At 59.6% G+C, this 25,266-nt stretch carries 23 protein-coding genes; 10 read left to right on the forward strand and 13 right to left on the reverse strand.

The annotated features are described in order from the left end of the window. Positions 1–7: 7 nt before the first annotated feature. A complete protein-coding gene (locus PL640_RS17530; protein ID WP_271362819.1) occupies positions 8–2,344 on the forward strand; it encodes a glucose/quinate/shikimate family membrane-bound PQQ-dependent dehydrogenase in 2,337 nt (778 codons plus the stop codon). A 77-nt stretch (positions 2,345–2,421) separates the two neighbouring features. Here PL640_RS17530 and PL640_RS17535 read toward each other — a convergent pair whose 3' ends face one another. After that, positions 2,422–2,922 carry a YciE/YciF ferroxidase family protein gene (locus PL640_RS17535; protein ID WP_142842422.1) on the reverse strand — a complete coding sequence of 167 codons (501 nt, stop codon included), beginning with the start codon at positions 2,920–2,922 and terminating at the stop codon, positions 2,422–2,424. Positions 2,923–3,096: 174 nt separating this feature from the next. Between PL640_RS17535 and PL640_RS17540 the strand changes: the two genes are divergently transcribed. Then, entirely contained in the window at positions 3,097–3,582 is a 486-nt protein-coding gene (locus tag PL640_RS17540) for an MgtC/SapB family protein (protein ID WP_149901167.1), read from the forward strand. Between the two features lie 7 nt (positions 3,583–3,589). Here PL640_RS17540 and PL640_RS17545 read toward each other — a convergent pair whose 3' ends face one another. The 6 genes from PL640_RS17545 to PL640_RS17570 are packed head-to-tail and all read right to left on the reverse strand — an operon-like array spanning position 3,590 to position 7,465. Then, on the reverse strand, positions 3,590–4,816 hold the full coding sequence (locus PL640_RS17545) for an NAD(P)/FAD-dependent oxidoreductase (RefSeq protein WP_271362820.1): 1,227 nt from the start codon (positions 4,814–4,816) through the stop codon (positions 3,590–3,592). Between the two features lie 19 nt (positions 4,817–4,835). Further along, positions 4,836–5,246, reverse strand: a complete 411-nt coding sequence (locus PL640_RS17550; protein WP_142842419.1) for a TIGR02588 family protein — start codon at positions 5,244–5,246, stop codon at positions 4,836–4,838. 7 nt (positions 5,247–5,253) lie between these two features. Next, a complete protein-coding gene (locus PL640_RS17555; RefSeq protein ID WP_271362821.1) occupies positions 5,254–6,114 on the reverse strand; it encodes a TIGR02587 family membrane protein in 861 nt (286 codons plus the stop codon). Positions 6,115–6,166: 52 nt separating this feature from the next. Then, positions 6,167–6,607 carry a PPC domain-containing DNA-binding protein gene (locus PL640_RS17560; RefSeq protein ID WP_271362822.1) on the reverse strand — a complete coding sequence of 147 codons (441 nt, stop codon included), beginning with the start codon at positions 6,605–6,607 and terminating at the stop codon, positions 6,167–6,169. Positions 6,608–6,664: 57 nt separating this feature from the next. Next, on the reverse strand, positions 6,665–7,225 hold the full coding sequence (locus PL640_RS17565; RefSeq protein WP_142842416.1) for a type 1 glutamine amidotransferase domain-containing protein: 561 nt from the start codon (positions 7,223–7,225) through the stop codon (positions 6,665–6,667). Between the two features lie 18 nt (positions 7,226–7,243). Next, complete coding sequence (locus PL640_RS17570; protein WP_269701739.1) at positions 7,244–7,465, reverse strand: hypothetical protein; 222 nt, start codon at positions 7,463–7,465, stop codon at positions 7,244–7,246. A gap of 290 nt (positions 7,466–7,755) precedes the next feature. Here PL640_RS17570 and PL640_RS17575 point away from each other — a divergent pair, with 290 nt between their 5' ends. Genes PL640_RS17575 through PL640_RS17585 form a run of 3 tightly spaced genes read left to right on the forward strand, consistent with a single transcriptional unit; the run spans position 7,756 to position 11,517 of the window. Next, the gene (locus PL640_RS17575; protein ID WP_271362824.1) at positions 7,756–8,586 is read left to right on the forward strand and encodes an N-formylglutamate amidohydrolase; all 831 of its coding nucleotides are present in this window, start codon (positions 7,756–7,758) and stop codon (positions 8,584–8,586) included. After that, complete coding sequence (locus tag PL640_RS17580; RefSeq protein WP_271362825.1) at positions 8,583–10,460, forward strand: flavohemoglobin expression-modulating QEGLA motif protein; 1,878 nt, start codon at positions 8,583–8,585, stop codon at positions 10,458–10,460. Before PL640_RS17575 ends, PL640_RS17580 begins: the two co-directional genes overlap by 4 nt. A gap of 10 nt (positions 10,461–10,470) precedes the next feature. After that, positions 10,471–11,517: a glutathione synthase gene (locus PL640_RS17585; RefSeq protein WP_142842412.1), complete on the forward strand. Its 1,047-nt coding sequence runs from the start codon at positions 10,471–10,473 to the stop codon at positions 11,515–11,517. 1 nt (position 11,518) lies between these two features. Here PL640_RS17585 and PL640_RS17590 read toward each other — a convergent pair whose 3' ends face one another. Both PL640_RS17590 and PL640_RS17595 read right to left on the reverse strand, forming a co-directional pair. Then, positions 11,519–12,541 (reverse strand): NAD-dependent epimerase, encoded by a 1,023-nt coding sequence (locus PL640_RS17590; protein WP_271362826.1) that lies wholly within the window; start codon positions 12,539–12,541, stop codon positions 11,519–11,521. An 86-nt stretch (positions 12,542–12,627) separates the two neighbouring features. Further along, positions 12,628–13,959, reverse strand: coding sequence for a UDP-glucose dehydrogenase family protein (locus PL640_RS17595; RefSeq protein WP_080828280.1), 1,332 nt, complete (start codon positions 13,957–13,959; stop codon positions 12,628–12,630). A 382-nt stretch (positions 13,960–14,341) separates the two neighbouring features. Here PL640_RS17595 and PL640_RS17600 point away from each other — a divergent pair, with 382 nt between their 5' ends. Together PL640_RS17600 and PL640_RS17605 are read left to right on the forward strand one after the other, a co-directional pair. Continuing rightward, a complete protein-coding gene (locus tag PL640_RS17600; protein WP_271362827.1) occupies positions 14,342–15,229 on the forward strand; it encodes a DMT family transporter in 888 nt (295 codons plus the stop codon). Positions 15,230–15,334: 105 nt separating this feature from the next. Then, positions 15,335–16,315 (forward strand): glutathione S-transferase family protein, encoded by a 981-nt coding sequence (locus PL640_RS17605; protein ID WP_271362828.1) that lies wholly within the window; start codon positions 15,335–15,337, stop codon positions 16,313–16,315. A 12-nt stretch (positions 16,316–16,327) separates the two neighbouring features. Here the strand turns inward: PL640_RS17605 and PL640_RS17610 are convergent, their stop codons facing one another. Beyond that, entirely contained in the window at positions 16,328–17,230 is a 903-nt protein-coding gene (locus tag PL640_RS17610; RefSeq protein WP_269701753.1) for a LysR substrate-binding domain-containing protein, read from the reverse strand. 202 nt (positions 17,231–17,432) lie between these two features. Here PL640_RS17610 and amaB point away from each other — a divergent pair, with 202 nt between their 5' ends. Beyond that, on the forward strand, positions 17,433–18,962 hold the full coding sequence (gene amaB, locus PL640_RS17615; protein ID WP_142842407.1) for an L-piperidine-6-carboxylate dehydrogenase: 1,530 nt from the start codon (positions 17,433–17,435) through the stop codon (positions 18,960–18,962). A 102-nt stretch (positions 18,963–19,064) separates the two neighbouring features. Here the strand turns inward: amaB and putA are convergent, their stop codons facing one another. Next, positions 19,065–22,739: a trifunctional transcriptional regulator/proline dehydrogenase/L-glutamate gamma-semialdehyde dehydrogenase gene (gene putA, locus PL640_RS17620; RefSeq protein ID WP_271362829.1), complete on the reverse strand. Its 3,675-nt coding sequence runs from the start codon at positions 22,737–22,739 to the stop codon at positions 19,065–19,067. A 175-nt stretch (positions 22,740–22,914) separates the two neighbouring features. Between putA and PL640_RS17625 the strand changes: the two genes are divergently transcribed. Further along, the gene (locus PL640_RS17625) at positions 22,915–23,385 is read left to right on the forward strand and encodes an Lrp/AsnC ligand binding domain-containing protein (RefSeq protein WP_271362830.1); all 471 of its coding nucleotides are present in this window, start codon (positions 22,915–22,917) and stop codon (positions 23,383–23,385) included. 118 nt (positions 23,386–23,503) lie between these two features. Here the strand turns inward: PL640_RS17625 and PL640_RS17630 are convergent, their stop codons facing one another. After that, on the reverse strand, positions 23,504–24,070 hold the full coding sequence (locus PL640_RS17630) for a sigma-70 family RNA polymerase sigma factor (RefSeq protein ID WP_142842403.1): 567 nt from the start codon (positions 24,068–24,070) through the stop codon (positions 23,504–23,506). After that, the gene (locus PL640_RS17635) at positions 24,070–24,276 is read right to left on the reverse strand and encodes a NepR family anti-sigma factor (protein WP_142842402.1); all 207 of its coding nucleotides are present in this window, start codon (positions 24,274–24,276) and stop codon (positions 24,070–24,072) included. The genes PL640_RS17630 and PL640_RS17635 overlap by 1 nt, the downstream gene beginning before the upstream one ends. A 138-nt stretch (positions 24,277–24,414) precedes the next feature. On the opposite strand from PL640_RS17635, the gene PL640_RS17640 reads away from it, so the two are divergent. Beyond that, positions 24,415–25,209 carry a response regulator gene (locus PL640_RS17640; RefSeq protein ID WP_142842401.1) on the forward strand — a complete coding sequence of 265 codons (795 nt, stop codon included), beginning with the start codon at positions 24,415–24,417 and terminating at the stop codon, positions 25,207–25,209. Positions 25,210–25,266: the final 57 nt, after the last annotated feature.

A 25,266-nucleotide genomic window follows, 5' to 3' on the forward strand; every position in this document is an offset into this window, starting at 1 on the left:
TTCATTCATGGCAGTCACCGTCACTGCAGTTATTCTCACGCTGATCGGCCTTGCGCTGTTTGGTTTCGGCTCCCAGCTGGTGTTGCTGGGCGGCAGTTTTTATTATGTCCTTTCCGGGCTGGCTTTTCTGTTGACGGCTATTTTGCTGTTTCAGCGCAATCGCGCAGCACTCCACGTCTATGCCGTCTTCATTGTCGCGACACTTGCCTGGGCCGTCTGGGAAGTCGGTTTCGACTGGTGGCAGCTCGGCCCACGTGGCGGTATCATCATTCTCATCGGCGTTTGGATGCTGGTGCCCTGGGTCAGAAAGCCGCTTGGTTTTTCAAGCCCGACCGGGCTCAGCTACGGCCCCAATGCCTGGCCGCTTGTGTTATCGGTTCTCGCTTCCATGGCTGTGGCCGGATACTCGATGGCGCAGGATCCGCACGATAAGGCAGGTTCCCTGCCTCAGGAAATTGCGTTGGCGACGCCCGATTTGGGCGGCAACGTGCCGGATGCGGACTGGCATCAATATGGCCGCACGCCCTATGGCCAGCGTTATTCACCGCTGACCCAGGTGAATGTCGACAATGTCTCGCAGCTGAAGGAAGCCTGGCGTTACCAGACGGGCGACGTGAAGCTACCCGACGATGTCGGCGAAACCACCTATCAGGTGACGCCGCTCAAGGTCGGCAACACGCTTTATATCTGCACGCCGCATAACTGGGCGATTGCCATCGATGCGGCAACCGGCAAGGAAAAGTGGAAATACGACCCGAATGTCGGTCTCAATCCGGACCGCCAGCACCAGACGTGCCGCGGCGTTTCCTATTATGCCGAGCCGAATGCGGCTCAAGGCACGGCATGCGCAGAGCGCGTCTACCTGCCGACGTCGGATGCGCGGCTGATCGCGCTTGATGCTGCGACCGGTCAGGTCTGCACCTCCTTTGCCGATCAGGGTGTTCTGCATCTCGAACAGGGCATGAAGTACAATCCTGCCGGTTATTATTATTCGACCTCGCCGCCCGTCATCGCGGCGGGCAAGATCATCATCGGCGGCGCGGTGAACGACAATTACTCTACGCAGGAGCAGTCCGGCGTCATCCGTGCTTTCGATGTGAATAGCGGTGCCCTGATCTGGAACTGGGATTCCGGCAATCCGGAAAAGACCGAGCCGATTGCGGCGGGCGAGACCTATACCACCAACTCGCCAAACAGCTGGTCGGTGCTGAGCTATGACGAAGGCCTCGGCCTGGTGTATGTCCCGCTCGGCAATCAGGTGCCGGACCAGCTTGGCATGGGCCGCAGCGAGAATGTGGAGAAATATTCCTCCTCCATTGTCGCGCTCGATATCAACACCGGCAAGGACCGCTGGGTTCGCCAGACGGTCCATCACGATTTGTGGGACATGGACGTTCCGGCGCAACCGGTGCTGCTCGACATCACCAAGGACGGCCAGAACGTGCCGGCCCTTGTCGGACCCACCAAGCAGGGCGACATCTACGTTCTCGATCGGCGCACCGGCGAGCCGCTTCTGCCGATTACGGAAGAGCCGGCGCCGGGCGGTGCGATCCCTGAAGACTTCACCTCCCCGACGCAGCCGACGACGGCCCTGTCTTTCAAGCCGGAGCCGCTGAAGGAAAAGGACATGTGGGGCGTCTCCATGTTCGACCAGCTCGCCTGCCGCATTCGCTTCCATCAGTTGGACTACAAGGGCCGTTATACGCCGCCCTCGCTTAATGGCTCGATCATCTATCCGGGCAATTTCGGCACGTTCAACTGGGGCAGCGTGGCGGTCGATCCGGAACGTCAGGTCATGTTCGGCATGCCGACCTATCTCGCCTTCACCTCCCAGCTTGTGCCGCGTGCTGACATCCCCCCGAAGGGACAGGATGAGAAGGGCAGCGAGCAGGGCCTGAACCGCAATGATGGTGCACCCTATGGCGTGTTCATGGGGCCGTTCCTCGGACCGTTGCAGATCCCCTGCCAGGCGCCGCCATGGGGTTATGTTGCAGGAGCCGATCTGCGTACCGGCGATATCGCCTACAAGCATAAGAATGGCACGGTCTATGACATGACGCCGCTGCCGCTGCCCTTCAAGGTGGGCGTGCCCGGCATTGGTGGGCCGATGATCACCAAGGGCGGCGTGGCCTTCCTGGGTGCCGCTGTCGATAACTTTCTGCGCGCTTACGACCTCACCACCGGCAAACAGCTGTGGGAAGCGCGTCTACCGGCCGGTGGCCAGGCAACGCCCATGACCTATGCGCTGGAAGGCGGCAAGCAATATGTCGTGATGGTTGCGGGTGGCCATGGTTCCGTCGGCACCAAGCCGGGCGACTATGTGATCGCTTATACGCTGCCGTAAAACGGGACAGCTTCAGGTAAATAAAAAACCGGAATGGGAGACCATTCCGGTTTTTGCTTGTGCGGTCGAAGCGGTGATCATGCCGCCTTTTTCTGAGCCGCAGCATTGATCGAGGTCTTGGCGAGCGAGGTCAGCGCATCGTCGGTCTTGGTTTCTTCCTTGAGCGTGGCATCCAGCAGTGAAACCGCCTTGGTGTGGCCAAGCTTTTCCGCCCAGGCTTTCAGCGTGCCGTAACGGGCGATTTCATAATGCTCGACGGCCTGTGCCGACGAAATGAGACCGGCATCGAGCGCCGCAGTGCCCTTGAACTCATCAATGATCTCTTCGCCCTCGGCGATAATGCCCTGGATGGCTTCGCAGGTCTTGCCCTGCGCCCGCTTGCCGATGACTTCGAACACTTCCTGCAGGCGCTCCACGTGCCCCTGCGTCTCTTCCTTGTGTTTTTCAAACGCCTGTTTCAGCTTCGGGTCTGTCGCTGCCCGGGCCATTTTCGGCAGGGCTTTGAGGATCTGCCTTTCGGCGTAATAGATATCCTTCAGCGTGTCGTAAAACAGGTCGTCGAGTTTCTTCTCGGCCATTGTTCCTTCTCCCATGGTGTGAAAATGCAGGATGTGCGCCCATGCACACGGGAGGCAAACCTTTCGCCGCCCCTATGGTTCCGGCTCCGTTGCGCGCAACGTTTATATTGCCGCGCGGAACCAACCGGCCTTCCCGAACTTACTGGTGATGAAATTTCGGGAGGAGACGCGACCATGCCCCAGAGCCTTGCAGAAGAATTTTCCATGAATGTTTCCATGCCTTTCGAGGTGCTGCTGGTGCGCGTGTTTGGCGCGGTCATCCTGTGCGGCCTGATCGGTCTGGAGCGGGAATTTCACAAGAATACCGCCGGTCTGCGCACCAACATGCTGATCGGCCTTGCCGCCGTCACCTTCTGTGTCATCACCATCCACATGATGGAGACGATGGCGGAAGGCCATGAGGCGGCGCGGCTCGATCCCATCCGGCTGGTGGAAGCCGTGACGGCCGGCATCGCCTTTCTCGCGGCAGGCGTGGTCGTTTATACAAAGGGCGATGTCAAAGGCCTGACGACGGGGGCGAGCATGTGGCTTTCGGCCGCGATCGGCCTCTCTGCCGGGCTCGGCATGTGGCCGCTCGCGCTGTTAGCCTCCGGCGTCGGCATTATCGTTCTCTGGACGCTTCGCCGCATGCAGGTGGCCGCCGGTATCAAGGAAGACTGACCGGGCATCAACCGAAGCGGAAAAGATCGGCGTCTGGGTCCTTGCCGCCATTAACGGCGGCGGCGACGATCTCGGCGGCGATCTGGCTGAAGGTGATGCCGTTGCCGCCAAAACCCATGACGGCATAGATATTCTTCATGCCGGGAACTGCGCCGATCAGCGGCAGGCCCGTGGTGGTGGTGCCAAACGCCGCTGCCCAGCGATATTCCGGTTCGCCGATATCGACGCCGAGCAGTTTTTCGATCTTGCTACGGATAATCTTCGTTTTAGAGGCCAGCTTGCGCTCCGACTGGAAGGAGGTAGGGTTTTCCTCATCTTCGCCGCCGGCAATCATGCGTCCGTTTCGGTCGGTGCGCAGATAAAGATAGGGGTCGGAAGCCTCCCAGACGATGTGGTTCTCCAGCCAGTCCGGCAGCTCAAGTCCTTCCCTGCTCGCCAGGGCCCAGGTGGAAATGATCTGGTGTTGCGGACTTTCAAGCATTTTCAGGAATTGATATCCGGTGCAGAAGACGACATTGCGGGCAGACAGGATTTTGCCCTCAGCCGTCGCAAGGACCACCTCGTCACCGAGATTTCTAAGATCGGTAATTTCAAGCTGTGAGACAATTTCAGCGCCTGCACCCGCCGTGTGGCGCAACAGGCCGGCTGTCAGCTGCGCGGGGTTGGCGGAAGCCGAGATGTCGCTGAGAATGGCGGCGGTCCGCTCCAGGCCATATTGTTCTTTCAGTTCCGCAGCACTGAGGAACCTGGCCTCGATGCCGGCCTCCCCGCGCGCGGCCGCTTCCGCCTTCAGCGCACGCGACCCCATTTCATCTCCGGCAAGGTAAAGTGCCTGCTTGCGCGCCATGCTGCAGGAGATGCCAAGCGACGTGACGATTTCTTCGAGACGCAAGACGGCGCGGGCCGAGCGCTGCCATGCCCTGTCGGCGGCATCCTTGCCGATCATCTTTCTGAGTTCCGTCAGCGGCGTGTCGATCTCGTGCTGGATCATCGCGGTGCTGGCTACGCTGCTGCCCATCACCGGTTCTCTCTTGTCGATGATCAGCATGGATTGCCCCGGGCGATGCAGCGCGTGCGACACCAGCGCGCCGCTTATGCCGGCACCGACGACGATCGTGTCGTAACGGTCGGCTTTTGGCGTCGTTCCGCTGCGGATGCCGATGCGTGGGCTATCGGCCCAGAGCGGCTTTGAATCCCTGAGATCGCGTTCTTTCGTCAGTTTGGATGTCGGCATGAAATAGTCCTGAAAGGTCTCATGGCTCGGTATAGCCGGATACGTTGAGATTGAGTGTTCCGCGGCGGGGATCGTTGCGGAAGAAAAGCGTGCCGGCGTCCTTTGATTCCGAGGCGACATAATCGAATGTCACATCAGCGCTTTCCTGCATCGTGCCGTCTTGCTGCAGCTCGCCGCGCACCTGCACCTGCGCTGCCGTCGTCATCGAGAGATTGCGGATATCGAACTTCACGCGGTACGGAACGGACTGCCCCTCCACGCTGGTGACGGCTATTTCGAAACGGGCATCCTCCGGCTGGTAACGATAGATATCGTAGGCGATCCAGCCGAGCATGGCCGCAACAAGAAGCGTGCAGATCGCGCCTGTTACCCATTCTATCCAGTGGGGATCGGAACTTTCGGTGTGTTTGTTACCCTTCGATGTCGTCATCTTGTCCTCACAGGATCAATCGGGCGGAGGCCGCGCCGATCGAAGCCGGGACGCCCAGAATGACGGCGGCGCTCATGATCTGCGACAGCGACGTATGGTCGAGACGCTCGAAGGTCCAGAGCGTGTAGATGCTGATGGCGATGGCGATGACATAGCCCGGCAGGGTAAAACGGATGAAGGATTGCCACCAATGCTGCCCATCATGCAGCTGGTGAGAGCCCTTGAAATGAAGCGCATAGACAAAGCCGTGCATGATGGCGATCGACAGTAGGCAAAGCGCCAGAATGTGATAGGGCGTCACCTTGTAGGCGATCAGGATCATCTCTTCCGTCGGCGCGACATTGAGGTTGAGAAAGAGCGCTCCGACCATCATCATGAACAGTTCGTGCAGATAACCGGTCTTGCCGGAATATTCGCCTTCCTCTTCGTCCTGCGCATCCGAATGCTGGCCGAGCTGACTGCGGCCGAGCAGCGCGCCGATGCTCGCCGGAACGGATTGCAGCGCAATCTTTGTGATGATGGTGGAGACGGTCATCTGGTCGTTCAGGATACCGAACAACAGCAGCACAGCGGCGCTGACGGCTATGCCGAGCCCATAGGCCGTGATCGCGTCACGCAGCGCCTGGCCCCGGGAATGAATATTCTCAAAGCCGATGCGGCGGGCGAGAAGCAGCAGCAGCGGCAGGTTGAGGATGCAGAGCAGCAGCAGCCGCCACGGATTGATATAAAGACCGAGAAACCACATTTCCATGGTCATCAGCATCGGCAGGGCAAACAGCAGGGCACCCGCCGTGCCACGTGCCAGACCGGTCAGAAACTGTCTGACCTCATCGTCACCGGTGTCTTTTCGATTGATTGCTGCCGCCATGCCGCCCCTCACATGGGGGAATAACGCAATGGTGTTTTTCCGGTTCCGCCGTTTATTTGGCGGGATCGATAAGGGCGATGCCGAATTCCGGGCGATAGCTGCGCCGCAATTCCGCGGGTGTTTCGCGGATGACCACTTCAAGCGTTGGTCGCACCACGCCCTTCAGAAAATGGCCGCCCCTGGTGGATCCATCGGCAAGGCCCAGAACCACATGCAGATGCGGATTGGGGTCATCGTTTTCATCAAGGGTAATGTCGCCGAGCAGGCTCAGAACCTCGCTCTGCTGGGTGACCGGTATTTCCTTGTACTCCCGCGTCGAAAGATCGAAAAAGGCGAGAGTTGCCGTTGCAAAGGCACCGATGGCCGTCACTGACGCAGCGTTGATGTTCTCGGCCGCGGCAAAACGCCGGATAGCCTCGAAGGCTTCTTCCTCCGGCTCGATGACAAGAATGAAAGTGCGCTCCGCGCCGCTCGCCAGCAATCTGCTTTTCATGGGTCTCTCCCAATAAAAGTGCCGCCGGAAACCGGCGGCACGGGGTGGTAAGGGCCTTTAGGCGGCGCGGCGCTCGTGGCGGCCTTCCTCAACCTCTTCGACGATTTTCGCAACGAAGGCGTCAAGGTCCTCGGGACTGCGGGAGGTGATGATGCCCTTGTCCGTCACCACCTTTTCGTCCTTCCAGTTGGCGCCGGCATTTTTCAGGTCTGTCTTGATCGACCAGTAAGAGGTGGCGTCACGACCGCGCAGGGCATCCGCTTCCACCAGCAGCCAGGGCGCATGGCAGATGGCAGCCACCACCTTGCCGGATTTGACGAAATCGCGCACCACGCGCATCGCATCCTCATCATGGCGCAGAATATCCGGGTTGATCTGGCCGCCCGGAAGAACCAGCGCGTCGAAATCATCCGATTTGACGGTCTTGGCGGAAAGATCCACCGCGATGCTGTCGCCCCAGTTCTTTTCATCCCAGCTCTTGATTTCGCCCGTTTTGATCGAAGCGATCTTTACATCGGCACCTCTGGCCTTCAGCTGGTCGTAGGGCACCCTGAGTTCCGAGCGCTCATAGCCGTCGGTTGCGAGAATGACGATTTTTGCAGCGTTGATTGAAGTCATGTCTGTCTCCTTCTGTGTTCAGTCGTCCTTGTCCGAATTTACGGAAGGCAGGAAAAACTCCACGTCCTTGCGGCGTTCGGCTTCGAGATTTTCGATGTACGTTTGCCAGAATGTCTCAGCGTCTGCCGGTTCCTGATCCCATTGGCGCACGAAGGTCTTGTTATCGTCGATCATCACCTGACGTGTGCCGCCAAGTCGCAGATATTCTTCCGCAAGTTTGCGCGTTTCGGTCTTTTCCATGTCGCAGCTCCTTGTGCGCGGAAAGTGGGGACGGAGGGACGCCGGATGGGTAAGAAGCTCGACTGCCGCTTCGTTGGCCACCGGGAGAAAACGGAAAAATCCCGATGTTCTTCGGCACCATCACGTCCGTTTGACACGGCGGCCCTCCTGCCAGAACAACGTGAGCTTTCCGGTATGGTTCCGTAGTTTTTCGGGCGGTGTCCGTGCAGGGGGCAAATGTATCGTGCGCAATTTTTCCCGGAACAAACGGACAAGTCGCGTTGTTTTATACCCGATGCAGGGGAGGCAGCATGGCAGCCAGACACAGCGACGGCGAACATTACGGTCATAACCAAAACAAGGGTTTCTGGTCGATCGACTTCGGCAACTCGCCCGTTGTCGGCACGGCCATTCATGACGGTCATTTCATTCGCCCGGAAGTGGCGGGGCTCATGGCTCTTTCACCTGAGCAGAGGCTGCGCGAGGAAGACCCCTTTACCGGCGAGATGATTTCGGGGCTGACAAATCGCCTCGTTGTTCATCATTCTCGCTTCGAAATCGATCTCAACCGCGCTGCCGATCAGGCGATCTACCTGAAGCCCGAACAATCCTGGGGGCTTGAGGTCTGGAACGAGGAGCCGGCGGAACTAGCGCTTCGGCAATCGCTCGATTTCCACGACGATTATTATGCGACGCTGGAGGCAGTTCTGTCGACGGTGGAGCGACGGCATGGTGCTTTCGTGGTGCTGGACGTGCACAGCTATAATCATCGCCGGCAGGGTGCTGCCGCGCCTGCGACGGCGCAGGCGGAAGCGCCCGATATCAATATCGGTACATTTTCCATGGATCGCAGCCGCTGGAGCGATGTGGTCAGCGCTGTCGGTCATCATTTCGCCTCAGCGACCATCGGCGGTCGACGCCTTGATGTTCGCGAAAACGTGGCGTTTCAGGGTAAAGGGGAACAGACCCGCTTTATCCACGAATGCTTTGCCGAAAACGGCTGCGCGATCGCGATCGAGTTCAAGAAATTCTTCATGGATGAATGGACGGGAAAACCGGACACACGGGTGATATCGGATATCCGTGATACGATCGCTGCCCTTCAGCCGGTTCTCGAAAAATGCCTGGGGTCGCGGCGATGAGCGTTTCTTCCGCCCGCAGCGAGCCTTCTCCCATCGTCGACCTGGTGGATGATGTCGTCGCCTGCCTGAAGGGCGGCAAGGCTATCCGCCGGGATGTCGGAAAAAACGGCAGGCTGCACATCGACCGGCCGCTGCCGTTCCTTTGCCTGCATCTCACGGGAGGTACGAAAGACCTTGCCGCGCGCGATATCGCCGCCGCCCATGCATCCTATCTCATCGCTTCCACCATTCAGGAGGCCGCACCGCTGATCGAGGCTGTGGGCGCCGCCATGCTACAGCGTTTCGGCGCCTTCATCGTCCTCGATATCGGTGAACTGGAACACGATATTCTGCTGGCCGACGATTCCCCCTTTCTGCCGCATTATGAGGTTTCCGTTTCAGCGACTTCAGAACCGGAAACGCAGAAAGCCCGCCGGGTCTTCATCAAGGCGGTCTGTGACGCCGAAGTACGGTTTCGCACACCGCGTATCACCCGGCCGGAACCGGAAGCCGATCCGATCCTCAGGTTTCAGAATGCCGGTCTGGATTTTCCCTGCATCAGCGTGCGTTTCGCGCCGATCTATCGACAGCCGGAATCCGGTGCCGATTATCCCGGTCTGCGCGAAACGATGATTGCCGATCTTTTTGACGCGGGTTTGCAGGCCTTCTCGTCATTTTCCGCCGGTATGGATGCGCTGAAGGTCACCAGCCACCGGGCGCTTGGCCGCAAGGCCTTTGTCGATGCCGTCCGGCGCGCCGACCGCTCGGTGGATGAGATCGTTTCATCCTTCGATTTTCTTCTGTCGGTTACGCCAATCAATGCCCGCCGGGCCTTTGAGGAGTTTCGCGATGGCAGCTTTCAGTTTGCGCCACGCCTGCTTTACCGGCCGCTCGGCGTTGATGTCGAGGAGCAGAAACGCAAGCTCTATTCCGTCGTTTTCGATCATCTGGAAGACCCGGTGCTCTATCACCTCTACCGGGAGAAACAGCAGGAGATCGACCTGCAATTGACGATGCTTGCGAACCTGCATCATCGCACCTTCACCGATTTTTCACGCGCCCTCTATGGCGCCGTCGAACCCGCTCTCCTGACGCTGGCGCTTCGTGTGCTTGAGGATTGCCCACGCGCCCAGGAAAGCGGCGAAATCGCCATGGTGGATTGTTACGCGGTCGCCAGAAAATCGCGCGAGATGGTCGAGACCTATCTGGCGGAAGAGCCGGAATTCAAGGCTCGCGTCGAAATCCGCGACGACCTGCCGCCGGGCCTGATGGTGACGGGCGAGAAGCTCTTGATTTCCCGCCATACCGTCATGGAACAGCGCCGCGTCGAAGCACTGCTGTCGCATGAGATCGGCGTGCATCTTCTCACCTATTTCAACGGTTCGTTTCAGGGCCTGCGGCTCTTCCGCACCGGCCTTTCCGGTTACGAGGGCGTGCAGGAAGGGCTGGCGGTGCTGGCGGAACATCTGGCCGGTGGCATGACGCGTGAGCGCCTGCGGCTGATTGCCGGCCGCGTCGTCGGCTGCGCCACCATGCTTGATGGCGCGACATTCGTTGAGACCTTCCGCATCATGACCCGTGATCACGGTTTCGACGAGGCAGGCGCCTTCAACATGGTGCTGCGCATCTATCGCGGCGGCGGCCTGTCAAAGGATGCGATTTATCTGCGCGGGCTGGCCGAGGTTCTGGAACATCTGCGCAGGGGCGGGGCGCTTGATCCATTCTGGATGGGCAAGATCGCCGCGCAACATTTCCCGGTCATGCAGGAACTGGCCCTGCGCGGCCTTTTGCGTCCGCCAGGTGTCAGACCCGCATTTCTGCTGCCCGCCAAGGCCAATGAACGGCTGGAGAAAATACGGGCGGGATTATCCATTGCCGAACTGGCAACATTATAGGAGGGGCTTCATGCGTATCGCGTTTTTCGTCAATTCCATCGAAACCGAGGGGCCGAATTACGCCACAGGCCTGCTGGCCATGGCCGCACTCAATCGTGGCCACGAGGTGGTTTATCTGACGCCCGGGGATTTTACCCTGCGTTCAGATGACAGCCTGACCATTCATGCAACCGTGCTGCCGAAGGGTAAAATCAAGAAAGGCGAGACGTTCCATTCCACGCTTCAGGACAAGGCTCTGGAGCGGCGGACCATGGATGTCGAGGAAATCGACGCGCTGATGCTGCGCAACGACCCCTCGCTCGACCAGACGACGCGGCCATGGGCGGTGCATGCCGGCATTCTGTTCGGGCGGCTTGCCGAACAGCGCGGCGTCGTGGTGCTGAACGATCCGGAAGGTCTGGCTCTGGCGCAGAACAAGCTCTATTTCCAGAGCTTTCCCGAGATCGTCCGGCCGACCACCATCATTTCCCGCAATGTCGAGGAAATCCGTGCCTTTGCCGATGCACATCCCAAGGGCGTCATCGTCAAGCCGCTGCAGGGCTCCGGCGGCAAGAACGTCTTCAAGATCGGTTCCAGCAAGGAGACCAATCTCAACCAGATTTTCGAGGCGGTCAGCCTTGAGGGTTATCTGATCGCGCAGGCCTATCTGCCGGCCGCGAAGGACGGGGACATCCGCTTCTTCATGATGAATGGCCGGCCGCTGATGCGTGACGGCAAATATGCCGCACTCCGCCGTGTGCCGGCGAAAGGCGATCTGCGCTCCAACATTCATGCCCAGGGCACGGCAGAAGCCGTGAAGGTGACGGACGACATCGTGGCGCTTGCCGAAATGATGCGGCCGAAGCTCGTGGAGGACGGCATGTTTCTGGTCGGGCTCGATATCGTCGGTGACAAGATACTGGAAGTGAATGTGTTTTCGCCCGGTGGCTTGTCGAATATCCTCGAACTCACCAATGTCGATTTCAGCGATACGATCATCGACGCGGTGGAAACCAAAGTCTCCATGCAGGCCGCATCGGGTGGCGCCCTCTCCAACCGGTTGCTTGCAACGCTCTGAACTACTCCCGCAGTTCGGCTGATTGCATTTGCCGATACCAGGCGACGAGGGCCTTGATGCCCTCGTCGACCGGGGTCTGTGGCACATAACCGGTCAGCGCCCTCAGAAGATCGGGTGAGGCAAAGGTGCGCGGAACGTCGCCCTGCTGCATCGGCAGCATGTTGCGGATTGCCGGCTTGCCGACTGCCTTTTCGATCGTTTCGACGAAATGCATCAGCTCCACCGGCTGGCCGCCACCAATATTGACGACGCGGAAGGGCGCGTGATGCGAGAGCGTGTCGATGACACCATCCTGCGTAACCCGGTTTTCTTCCGATGGGATGATCTGGCTCAGCCGGACGATGCCTTCGACCAGATCGTCGATATAGGTGAAGTCGCGGCTCATATTGCCCTGGCCATAAACGTCGATTGGCCGGCCGTTGGAGACGGCGTCGACGAATTTGATCGGCGCCATGTCCGGCCGGCCCCACGGCCCGTAGACCGTGAAGAAGCGGAAGGCGGTGGTGGGCAATTTGTGCAGATGGGCATAGCTGTGCGCCATCAGCTCCATCGATTTTTTGGTGGCGGCATAAAGCGTCATCGGCTCGTCGGCCTTGTCGCTTTCCGCAAAGGGGATTTTTTCGTTGGCGCCGTAGATGGAGGAGGTCGATGCCAGCATCAGGTGTTTGACCTCAAGGCCTCTCGCGAGCTCCAGCATGTTGAACGAGCCGATGAGATTGGAATCGATATAGGCGCGCGGATTTTCAAGGCTGTAACGAACACCGGCCTGGGCGGCGAGATGGATGATGATCTCAGGTTCTGCGGCCTCCGCGGCCCGCTTCAGCGCATCGGTATCCTCCAGCATGCCGATTTCGGCCCGGAAGCCGTTGGAGCGGGAAAGGATGGCGTGGCGTTTTTCTTTCAGGCTGACATCGTAATATTTCGTCATGCCGTCGAAGCCGGTCACGAAGTGTCCGGCATCCAGCAGCCGCTTTGCGACGTAAAAGCCGATGAAGCCTGCCGTGCCGGTAACCAGATAACGCATGATGACTATATCCCGAATCTGTTGGTGCGTTTGCGGTTAAACCGAAGCGCGAAAATTGTTTCAGTGAAATTCCAGACGACGAAGCGCTAGAGTTCCTTGCCGGCGGTATCCTCATGCGGGCGGCCGACGGCGGCATAGATAAATCCATGCGCGGCAACTTCATCCGTGCGGTAAATATTGCGCAGGTCCACCAGAACAGGGCTTTTCATGATCGCCTTCAGGCGCGGCAGATCAAGCGCGCGGAACTGGTTCCATTCCGTCACGATCACCACGGCATCGGCATCTTGCGCTGCCTCGTAGGGGCCCGTTGCGTATTCGATATCCTCCATCAGATGGCGGGCATTCGCCATGCCTTCAGGATCGTAACCGACCACTTTCGCCCCACCGTCCTGCAGGGTCTGGATGATGGCGATCGCCGGGCTGTCGCGCATGTCGTCGGTATTGGGCTTGAAGGTCAGGCCAAGCACGGCGATCTTCTTGCCACGCACGTCGCCGCCCACGGCGTTGATGACCTTGCGGCCCATGGCGCGCTTGCGGTTGTCGTTGATGGCAATGGTGGTTTCGATCAGCCGCACCGGCGCGTCATAATCCTGCGCGGTCTTGGCAAGCGCCAGCGTATCCTTTGGGAAACAGGAGCCACCATAACCGGGGCCTGCATGCAGGAACTTCGAGCCGATGCGGCCATCGAGACCGATGCCGCGCGACACGTCCTGCACATTGGCGCCGACCTTTTCGCAGAGGTCAGCCATTTCGTTGATGAAGGTTATCTTCATCGCCAGAAAGGCGTTGGCGGCATATTTTATCAGTTCCGACGCGCGCCGCGTGGTGAAGAGCAGCGGCGACTGGTTGAGGTAGAGCGGACGGTAAACCTCCGTCATGACAGGGCGGGCCCGCTCGTCCGAAAGGCCAACGACGATACGGTCCGGCCGCTTGAAATCTTCAATGGCTGCACCTTCACGCAGGAATTCCGGGTTGGACACCACGGCGAAATCGGCGGAGGGATTTTCCTCGCGAATGATGCGCTCCACCTCATCGCCGGTGCCGACCGGAACGGTCGATTTGGTGACGATGACGGTGAAACCATCCAGCGCATGGGCGATCTCTTTTGCCGCCGCATAGACATAACCGAGATCCGCATGGCCATCGCCGCGCCGCGAGGGTGTGCCGACCGCGATGAAGACGACCTCGGCATTGGCGACGGCAGCGGAAAGATCGGTGGTGAAACTCAACCGGCCGGCCCTGGCGTTATTGGCGACGATCGTCTCCAGGCCCGGTTCGAAGATCGGAATATGGCCGTTTTTCAGGGCCTCGATCTTCTCCGGCATCTTGTCGACGCAGACCACATCGTGGCCGAAATCTGCAAAACACGCGCCGGACACGAGGCCGACATAACCCGAACCGATCATCACTATCCGCATTCTTTTTCCTTTCGGTTAGCGAGGCCATGTTAACGCGGCAATACCAGCCGGGGAAATCGGCGGGCGAAAATTACACGATAATATTTAGCCGCCTTCACGCCCGTCGCCAAGCGCCACGATGAACACCGGCTAACCTCTTTCCATGACGGTGATGTGATGGCGGTGGCGGGACAAATTTGCCGCACCTTGCAGCCATTTGCACCGGCCGGGTCCAATCGGGCAATTTTGCGTCTTTTGCGGCTTGCACTCATAGGTAGCCGGGTCTAGCCATAGGGCTGAGGATCAAATCTGCCAGACTGTCTGTCCCACAAAGGGGCGTCCGGGTCGCGTTAAACGCGACCGGGAGAAGCTTTGCGTTGCGGTCGGTGTTCGGGGAAGTCAAATGCAAAAGGGTTTTCTGCTCGGTCTGTTCGCTTATGCGACCTTTTCCATGGGCGATGCCACCATCAAGTCGCTTGGATCGCAGATCAGCGTTTTCGAAATCGGCTTCTTCAGCATTCTCTTCTCCGGCATTTTCATCTTCTTCAGCAAGCCGCGTGAGGAAAGGTGGCGTGAATTCTGGCGCATGAGCAGACCATTCGCCGTGCATGGCCGCGCGATTTCCGGCCTCTTCGCCGGCATTTTCGGCATCTATGCCTTCACCACCATTCCGCTGGCGGAAGCCTATGCGCTGATCTTCCTGTCGCCGCTTTTCGTCACCGTGCTTTCCGCCGTGGTGCTGAAGGAGAATATCGGCCCATGGCGCTGGGCGGCGGTTCTGGCCGGCATCGTCGGCGTCATCCTCGTGGTGCGGCCGGGCTTCAAGTCGCTGGAACTCGGGCATTTTGCCGCCATCGGCGTGGCGTTCCTGGCGGCGATGACCATCGTGCTGCTGCGCTCGCTGGCGGGCAAGGAGAAGCGCACCTCGATCATGGGTGTGCTGTTGATTTACGGTCTGACTTTTAACGGCATCGCTTCCATTCCCGATTTCGTCATGCCCAACCTGCACCAGCTTCTGGCCTTCGCCTTCATCGGCCTTTGCACGGCGACGGGGCAGATAACCCTTCTGGTCGCGACCCGCATCGCGCCGGCAAGCCAGATCGCGCCCTCGCATTATTCGCAAATCCTCTGGGCGGTGGCGATCGGCATGACCTTCTTTCGCGAATATCCTGACGCCGTTGCGGTGCTGGGTCTAGCGGTCATCGCTGGATCGGGACTTCTGACGATGATCCGCGAAAAGGTAAGGCTTGGCACCGTGCGCTGGAACCCGTTTTTCCGCAATCGCCTGTGAACTCTTCTGCCGATCGGAAACAGTGCGTCAACCGAAGTGTGGCTTGTGATGAGGTGGCGACCCGGCCCATAAGGCTTTCATCTTTAGATGAACAGGGAGCCGCAAATGCTCGTGGATGGAAAATGGACCGCCGAATGGCATCCGGTGCAGGCAACCGACAAAAAGGGTGGCTTCGTTCGCCAGACCTCCGGTTTCCGCAACTGGGTAACGCCTGATGGCTCGGCGGGACCAACGGGCGAGGGCGGTTTTGCGGCTGAGGCCGGTCGCTACCACCTCTATGTCGCGCTGATCTGCCCATGGGCATCGCGAACGCTGATCGGCCGCAAGCTGAAGAAGCTTGAAGAGGTGATTTCCGTTTCCGTGGTCGAGCCGGCGCTTTCCGACGAAGGCTGGAAATTCGGCGACTATCCGGGTTCGGATCGGGACACGCTGAATGGTTTCACCCACGTGCATGAGGCCTATACCAGCGCCGACCCGCATTATACCGGCCGTGCCACCGTGCCGGTGCTTTGGGACAAGAAGACGAAAACCATCGTCAACAATGAATCTGCCGATATTCTGCGCATGCTGAATTCCGGGTTCGGTGATCTCGCCGATAATGCGATCGACCTTTATCCGGCGGCGCTGCGCGACGGGATCGACGCTCTCAACGAGCATATCTATCCCCGTCTGAACAACGGCGTTTACAGAACCGGTTTTGCCACCACGCAGGTGGCTTATGAGGAAGCCTTTGCCGAGGTTTTCGAAACGCTCGATGAGCTTGAGACGCGGTTGGCGACGGGCGGGCCTTTCCTCTTCGGTGATCTTCTGACCGAAACGGATGTCCGGCTTTTTGTGACGCTGGTTCGTTTTGACGCCGCCTATTACGGCCTGTTCAAATGCAATCTTCGCCGCATCGCCGATTATCCCGCGCTGCAGGCCTATATGATACGGGTGCTGAACGTTCCAGGCGTGCGCGACACGGTCAATATCGACCATATCAAGCGCGGTTATTATTCCATCAAGGCGCTTAATCCGACCCGGATCGTGCCGGTCGGCCCCGATCTTCCGGGACTTGATGAGGTCTCCCTCCGGTCCTCGAAGTGACCGGATAATGGACTAGACAGGCTTGCCGACCTGCTCGAGCAGCCAGGCCTGAAAGGCGCGGGCGAGTGCATTGTCCTGCCGCCCTTCCGGCAGGGCGACATAATAGCTCTTGTCCGTCTGCAAAGGGATGTCGAAGACGATTTCGAGGCGGCCGGAGGCAAGTTCCGCCTCGATGAGATATTTCGGCAGAAGGGCAAAACCGATACCGCTTGCGGCAGCTTCGATGATCATCGAGAACTGGTCGAAACGGCTTCCCTGATAGGCATTTTCCGCCGTCACCCCGTTCATCTCCAGCCATTCCGTCCATAGTTTCGGCCGCGTCGTCACATGCAGCAATGGGTGTTCGGCCAAATCCTGCACCCGGTTCACTTTGGCGCGGCCAAGCAGGGCGGGACTGGCGACGGGCACGATCACCTCGTTGCATAAAAACGTGCAGGTGCCATGCGCCCAGACCGGTTGGCCATAATGAATGGCGAGATCGAAACCTTCCTCGTCGAAATCGAACGGATGCGAGCGCGAACCGATCGTGATCGCCATATCCGGATTGGCATCGATGAAGCGGGAGAGGCGCGGCATCAGCCAGCGGCTGCCAAAGGTCGGTAACGTTGCGACGGAAAGCGATGCGTGCGATGTTCCGGCCGAGACCGCGCGCACCATCAGCTGTTCGGATTGCTGCAACAGGCGCCGCACATCGGGCAGGAATTTACGCCCCGCTTCCGAAAGCACGACCCGCCTGCGGATGCGCTCGAAAAGCTGCATTCCCGTCTGCGCTTCCAGTTCGCCGATCTGCCGGCTCACCGCGCTCTGCGTGAGGTTGAGTTCTTCCGCCGCGCGGGTAAAATTGCCGTGCCTTGCCGCGCATTCAAACGCCTGCAGGGTGACGATATCGGGAACCAGTCTTCTGCGCGGATCCATTCCATTCTCGCATCAACTTACCCGCTTTCCTCATTGGAAAAGGGTTGTTATGCCCATATATGATTACGGGAAAGAATGGAATGGTGTTTTGCCGGCTTGGCGCCGCCGTTGACAAATTCGGGGAAAGAAGAGCGACGGGAGTTGAAAGCGCCGTACTAAAAACGGCCTTTCCTCCCCTTTCAGCCAAAAAGGATAATTGGACATGGATGCGACCACGAAGCTTGACGTGAAACAGGAAGCCGCCGCCCTTCTCGACAGAATGGGTGTTGCGCGCGATCTTTATACCGGCGGCAACATGGCGTCCTTCAGCCCGGTGACGGGTGAACAGGTCGCAAACCTGAAGACCGTTTCGGTCGAGGGCGTGGCAGCCGTGGTCGACAAGGCTGATGCCGCCTTCAAGCAATGGCGCAATGTGCCGGCGCCCCGTCGTGGCGAGCTGATCCGGTTGCTCGGCGAAGAGCTGCGCGCCTTCAAGGCTGATCTCGGCCGTCTCGTGTCGCTGGAAGCGGGCAAGATCCCGTCCGAAGGTCTCGGCGAAGTGCAGGAAATGATCGATATCTGCGATTTCGCCGTCGGTCTTTCCCGCCAGCTTTATGGCCTCACAATCGCCACTGAACGTCCCGGTCACCGCATGATGGAGACCTGGCATCCGCTCGGTGTCGTCGGCGTCATCTCGGCCTTCAATTTCCCCGTCGCCGTCTGGTCGTGGAATGCCGCACTTGCCATTGTCTGCGGCAATTCGGTGGTCTGGAAGCCTTCGGAAAAGACGCCGCTGACGGCGCTGGCCGTTCAGGGCATCTTCGAACGGGCCGCCGCCCGCTTCGGCGATGCGCCGGAAGGTCTTTCGCAGCTGCTGATCGGTGATCGTGCCGTGGGTGAAGCATTGGTGGATAACCCCAAGGTGCCGCTGGTTTCGGCCACTGGCTCCACCCGCATGGGCCGTGATGTCGGTCCGCGCCTGGCAAAGCGTTTTGCCCGCGCCATTCTGGAACTTGGCGGCAACAATGCCGGCATCGTCTGCCCGTCCGCCGATCTCGACATGGCGCTGCGCGCCATCGCCTTCGGCGCTATGGGCACGGCCGGCCAGCGCTGCACCACGCTTCGCCGCCTCTTCGTGCATGACAGCGTTTACGACCAGCTCGTGCCGCGCCTGAAAAAGGCCTATGCCTCCGTCTCCGTCGGCAACCCGTTGGAAACTTCGGCACTCGTCGGCCCGCTGGTCGACAAGGCAGCGTTTGACGGCATGCAGAAGGCGCTCGAGGCGGCGAAAGCCCATGACGGCGTGGTGAATGGCGGTGGACGCGTGGATACCGGCGCGGCGGATGCCTATTATGTGAAGCCCGCGCTCGTCGAAATGCCTGAACAGGTTGGCCCGGTGCTCGAAGAGACCTTCGCGCCGATCCTCTATGTCATGAAATACAGCGATCTCGATCAGGCGATCGACGCGCATAATGCCGTTGCCGCTGGTCTTTCATCGTCGATCTTCACCCGCGACATTCAGGAATCGGAACGTTTCCTGTCGTCGGAAGGCTCGGATTGCGGCATCGCCAACGTCAATATCGGCACCTCGGGCGCGGAAATCGGTGGCGCTTTCGGGGGCGAGAAGGAGACCGGCGGCGGCCGTGAATCCGGTTCGGATGCGTGGAAAGCCTATATGCGCCGCGCCACCAACACGGTCAATTATTCCAAGTCGCTGCCGCTGGCGCAGGGTGTGTCCTTCGACATCGAATGACATCTGTGACCTGTCGCTCATCCGGAGCGACAATGATCTGTGGGATTGCTTTTATCGGCGCGGATTTTTCCGTGCCGATTTTGTTTTGGGCAATCGTGCCGCTCAGCCGATGCTCATCAGGCTGGCATTGCCGCCGGCCGCCGTGGTGTTGACGCTGACGGAGACTTCTTCGACCAGCCAGTCGAGATTATAGGGCTGACTTTCACCGGAAAGCGCTTCCGTGGTCGCGGCCTGCACGAGAACCAGCGGTCCGGGCAGGGTGGCGATCTTTTTGTTGGTCGCCACGATACGCTCCGCGTCACCCTCGACCAAGGCGCCAGCAAAGGGGCCGGATTTTGCCCAGTCATCCGCCCAGACGATGCGCGAGGTGACGGTTGCCGGCAGCCCGTAGATCGATTTTTCGAGGCCAGAGGCATTGTCGATGACGGCCGTGTTTCCGGTGGCAAGTGCTGCCGCTAGCTGGCGGTAAAGCCCCTGTTCGGTTGCCGGAACCAGCAGGATGCTGCCGCGCGGATGAAGCGCATAGACGTTTCGTTCGCCGACGGGGCCTGCCAGCTCGGTTTCGAAGCCGAGGCCGGAAAGCGCCGCCGCCTGCCGTGCTGCTTCGGCCGCAACGGTTTCGCCGTTTTCATCCAGCCAGCGGGCAAGATCAACGGCGGCCTGATCCTGCTGGCTTGCAACCCGGTCGATCTTCGGCGCAGCCTGCGTCATGCGGCCGAGATAGAGCGGGCCGCCGGCCTTGGGGCCGGTGCCGGAAAGACCGCGCCCGCCAAAAGGCTGCACGCCGACCACCGCGCCGATGATGTTGCGGTTCACATAAAGATTGCCGGCCGCGACGCGCGACAGCACATGCTGGATCGTATCGTCGAGACGTGTATGCAGGCCGAAGGTCAGGCCGTAACCGGTGGCGTTGATCTCGTCGATCAGCCGGTCGAGATTATCCCGCTTGAAGCGGATCACATGCAGCACCGGGCCGAATACTTCCCGTTTCAGATCAGCGAGCGATTTCATCTCGATGATGGTCGGCGGCACGAAAGTGCCCTTGCCGGTTTCACCCGCAAGCGTGATCTGTTCGATACGGTGGCCGAGCGCCCGCATGCCGTCAACATGCTTCTCAATGATGCCCTTGGCCTCAGCGGTGATGACGGGGCCGACATCGACGGAAAGCCGGTCGGTGCGGCCGATGCGCAATTCATGCAGCGCACCTTTGAGCATGGTGAGCGTGCGATCCGCCACATCTTCCTGCAGGCAGAGAATGCGCAGCGCCGAGCAGCGCTGGCCGGCGCTGTCGAAGGCTGATGCGATGACATCGGCGACAACCTGTTCGGCGAGTGCGGAGGAATCAACGATCATGGCGTTCTGGCCGCCGGTTTCGGCAATCAGCGGAACCGGCTGGCCGTTCGTCAGAACCCGGCCGGCCAGCTGGCCCTGAATGAGCCGCGCGACCTCAGTCGAACCGGTGAACATCACACCCGCCGTCAGCGGTGAGCCGACAAGTGCCGCACCCGTCTTGCCGTCGCCCGGCATAAGCTGCACGGCATCCTGCGGAACACCGGCATCATGCAGCAGGCGTACGCCCTGCGCCGCGATCAGCGGCGTTTCTTCCGCGGGCTTTGCCAGAACCGGATTGCCGGCAACCAGTGCCGCCGCCACCTGACCGATGAAGATGGCGAGCGGGAAGTTCCACGGGCTGATGCAGACGACCGGGCCAAGCGGTGTTTCGCCAGCCTTGAAATTCTTGCGGGCTTCCGCTGCGTAATAACGCAGGAAGTCGATCGCCTCGCGCACTTCGGCAATGGCGTTGGGCATGGATTTTCCCGCCTCGCGCATGATGAGGCCGAGCAGATCTGGCATCTCGGCCTGCATTGCGTTGGCGGCGCGCTCCAGGCAGGCGGCACGCTCTTCAACCGGGGTGGAGGGCCAAATGGAGGCCGCCGCCCGCTGCATCGCCGCTTCGGCATCGGCTTCGGTCGGTTCGGTCACATGGCCGACAATATCCGTGTGGTCACCGGGGTTGAGCACCGGCCGTGTCTGGCCGCTTGCCTGCTGCGCTGCGGCTTTCCACTCGGTTGCCGCAGCTGCCTTCAAGGTGCTGTCGAGTGCGGAGAGCGTTGTTTCACTGGACAGATCGAGGCCAGCGGAATTCTTTCGGTCCGGGCCGAAGAGACCTTCGGGCGCGGCGATACGGTCGTGCCGTGCGCCGGGAACGGCATAAGCCTTGACCACCGTGACCGGGTCCTCCAGCAGGGAATCGACCGGAACGGCGGAATCGGCGATGCGGTTGACGAATGAGGAGTTCGCGCCGTTTTCCAGGAGACGGCGAACCAGATAGGCAAGCAGCGTCTCATGGGTGCCGACCGGGGCGTAGAAGCGGCAGGGGCGGTCGAGCTTTTTCTTGCCGACGACCTCGCTGTAAAGCGGTTCGCCCATGCCGTGCAGGCACTGGAACTCATAATCGCCAAGTTTGAATTCGGGGCCGGCCAGGTGATAGATCGTCGCCATGGACTGCGCATTGTGGGTTGCAAATTGCGGGAAGATCACGTTGCGCGCGTTGAGCAGCTTGTGGGCGCAGGCAATATAGGAGACGTCGGTGTGCACCTTGCGGGTGAAGACCGGAAAGTCCTCCAGCCCATCCACCTGCGCGCGTTTGATTTCCGCATCCCAGTAGGCGCCCTTGACGAGGCGCACCATGATGCGGCGGCCCGAACGGCGGGCGAGATCGATGATGTAATCCAGAACGAAGGGGCAGCGGCGGCCATAGGCCTGCACCACGAAACCGAGGCCGTTCCAGCCGGCAAGGTCCCTGTCGAGCGCCAGTTCTTCGAGAAGGTCAAGCGACAGTTCCAGCCGGTCAGCTTCTTCCGCGTCGATATTGAGGCCGATATCGTATTTCTTGCTGAGCAGCATCAGCGATTTGACGCGCGGCAGAAGCTCGGCCATCACCCGCTCGGCCTGCGCGCGGGCGTAACGCGGATGCAGCGCCGAAAGCTTGATGGAGATGCCCGGACCACCATAGATGCCGCGGCCGGCAGAGGCCTTGCCGATGGCGTGGATGGCGTTTTCATAATCCTTGTAATAACGCTCCGCATCCCTGGCGGTGGTCGCGGCTTCGCCCAGCATGTCGTAGGAATACTGGAAGCCCTGCTCCTCCAGCGGCTTGGAGCGTTTTATGGCTTCGCCGATCGTTTCGCCGGTCACGAATTGTTCGCCCATCATGCGCATCGCCATATCGACGCCGCGGCGGATGACGGGTTCGCCGGCCCGTGCGATCAGCTTGGTCAGCGCCGCCGAAAGGCCGCTGTCATTGACGGTCGAGGTCAGCTTGCCGGTGATGACGAGACCCCAGGTGGCGGCGTTGACGAAAAGCGAGCGCCCGCCGCCAATATGCGACTTCCAGTCGCCGCGCGCGATCTTGTCGCGGATGAGCGCATCGCGGGTGGCGGTGTCGGGAATGCGCAGCAGCGCTTCGGCAAGGCACATCAGCGCCACGCCTTCATGGCTGGAGAGCGAATATTCCTGCACCAGCCCTTCGACGCCGGTGCCCTTGGTCTTGGCGCGCAGCGCCTCGATCAGCTTGCCGGCGGTGGTGCGGATGGCTTTCGTCTGCTCCTCTGTCAGCGTTGCCGCCTCAATCAATGGGGCCAGGCATTCTTCCTCGGGGCGGCGATAGGCGGCGGTGATTGCCTTGCGCAGCGGGCTTTGTTCACGCACCGGCGGCGCGAAATTCTGGAAAATACCGTTCATTGCTACACCGGCGTTGCTTGCACCATCGGCCATTCTGAAAATCCTGAAAAAGCTGTTGAAGAAAGGCCGTCGGCGGCAGCGTGTCCTCCGCCCGCCGCTTTTCATCCTGCCGCTGACAATACCATCACCGGGAAAATTGCTATGGCCTTATTTTTGGAATAAAACAGGCCATATGAACTTTTGTTTTCTTCAATTGGCGTGAAAGAATATGGCGAATAGTCACAGAACAGACGATCTGGACCACTTCGATCTCAAGATCCTCGAGGCCTTGAGCGAAGACGGCCGCATGTCGGTGCTACAGCTGTCGAAAAGGGTGGGCCTTTCCAAGACGCCGTGCCAGACGCGGCTGAAACGGTTGGTAGATGAGGGTTACATTCTGGGCTTCCGGGCGGTGCTCAATCCGCACAAACTCGGCGTCGATCACATCGCTTTTGCCGAAGTCAAACTTTCCGACACGCGGGAAAAGGCACTGGAGGAATTCAACACGGCGGTTCGCAAGATCAAGGAAGTCGAGGAATGCCACATGATTGCCGGCGCCTTCGATTATCTTTTAAAGGTGCGCACCAGCGACATCCGCAAATATCGGCGGGTGCTGGGGGAGAAAATCTCGAGCCTGCCATCGGTCGCCAATACTTCGACCTTCGTGGTCATGCAGTCGGTCAAGGAAACCGGCATCTAGGGGCATCGGGGAAAAAATAGGTTTCATCGTCCGTCCGGAAATGAACGTCACGGATAGACAATGAGAAACGGGCAGACGTAAGCCTGCCCGTTCGCTGTTTTTAAAAAATTCAGTTCGTTCAGCGCGCCGTGGCAGCGGCGGTAACCGCGCTCATCTGCGCATCCGGACCGAACTCATTTTCATTTTCGATACCCAGAAGCTCCTGCAGACGCAATCTTGCGCGGCTGACACGGCTTTTGATCGTGCCGACAGGGCAACCGCAAATCTCGGCGGCTTCCTCATAGGCAAAACCCGAGGCGCCGATCAGCAGGATGGCTTCACGCTGGTCATCAGGCAGTTTTGCGAGTGCTGAGCGGAAATCCTGAAGGTCGACCGAACCGTGCTGCTCGGGTGGCACCGAAAGGCGCGAGGTATAGACCCCGTCCGTATCCTGCACTTCACGGCCGGATTTGCGGATCTGGCTGTAAAACTCGTTGCGCAGGATCGTCACCAGCCATGCCCGCATGTTGGTGCCGGGTTGGTAGCTGTCCTGCTTCGCCCAGGCCTTCATGATCGTGTCCTGCACGAGGTCGTCGGCACGGTCTCTCGAGCGGATGAGCGAAATGGCGAAGGCGCGCAAGTTCGGCAGCGCCGCCAGCATTTCCCGCTTGAAGTTGTATTCTGTCTGCTCCGGCTCTTTCGCCATCATTCCTCCGAAGCCTTTATTTTGGCTTTGCTTTCGGCTTCATCGAGTTTTTCGAGAAGATCGAGGAATTTATCAGGGATGCCTTCATCCTGAACGGCATCATAAAGCTCCCTGAGCTTGCGGGAAATCACCGCCCGCCCGGAATGTGGAACCTGAGGGGCGGCCGAATTGTCCGGCGAATCTTGGTCCGATTGAAACATGCTCATAACGTCCGGTATTCCTTTTGTGTCGTGGCAAATAATGCGTGGTGAAAAAAATAGTTCCGGCCCTCTGGAACTTTTTTTGCGATACGCACGTTGCTATCTTGGGTTTGCGTTGCAAACCGCATGAAAGGGGAGAATTCCATGTCAGTTTCTACACGCATCGCACCGCACCTGCCATATCTGCGCAGGTTTGCGCGTGCCGTTTGCGGCTCACAATCCACGGGCGATGCCTATGTTGCGGCAACACTCGAAGCTCTGATCGCCGATATCAGCATCTTCCCGCAGACAAGCAGCGATCGCGTTTCGCTCTATCAATTGTTCGTATCGATCTTTAGTTCCGTCACGATCAATATTAAGGCGGATGAAAACCTGTCGGGATGGGAGAAGCGCGCTTCTGCGAACCTCTCTGCCGTCCCGCCGCTTGCCCGTCAGGCTTTCCTGCTGACGACGGTCGAAGAGTTCACGCCTTCGGAAGCCGCAGAGGTTCTGAAGGTGTCTGAAGACCAGGTCGGCAGGCTGATCGACGAGGCGGCTTCCGAAATCGCCCGCCAGGTCGCAACCGATATCATGATCATCGAGGACGAACCTCTGATCGCCATGGATATCGAACAGATGGTCACGGATCTCGGTCACCGCGTCACGGGTATTGCCCGCACGCATACCGAAGCGCTCGACCTTTTCCATCGCACGCAGCCGAAAATGATCCTTGCCGATATCCAGCTTGCAGACGGCAGCTCCGGTCTGGATGCGATGAAGGACATCCTGCAGATGACCACCCTCCCGGTGATCTTCATCACGGCTTTCCCCGAGCGTCTTTTGACGGGCGAGCGGCCTGAGCCGACCTTCCTTGTGACGAAACCTTTCAACCCGGACATGGTGAAAGCGCTTATCAGCCAGGCCCTGTTTTTCAACGAAAGCTCTCGCGTCGCGGCGTGAAATTTGCCGAAACCGCAGACGAGCCGGGAACCAGTGTGGTGCCCGGGCGTTGGCGGT

Source organism: Agrobacterium sp. ST15.16.024, assembly GCF_027956545.1.
In the GTDB taxonomy this organism is placed as follows: domain Bacteria; phylum Pseudomonadota; class Alphaproteobacteria; order Rhizobiales; family Rhizobiaceae; genus Agrobacterium; species Agrobacterium cucumeris.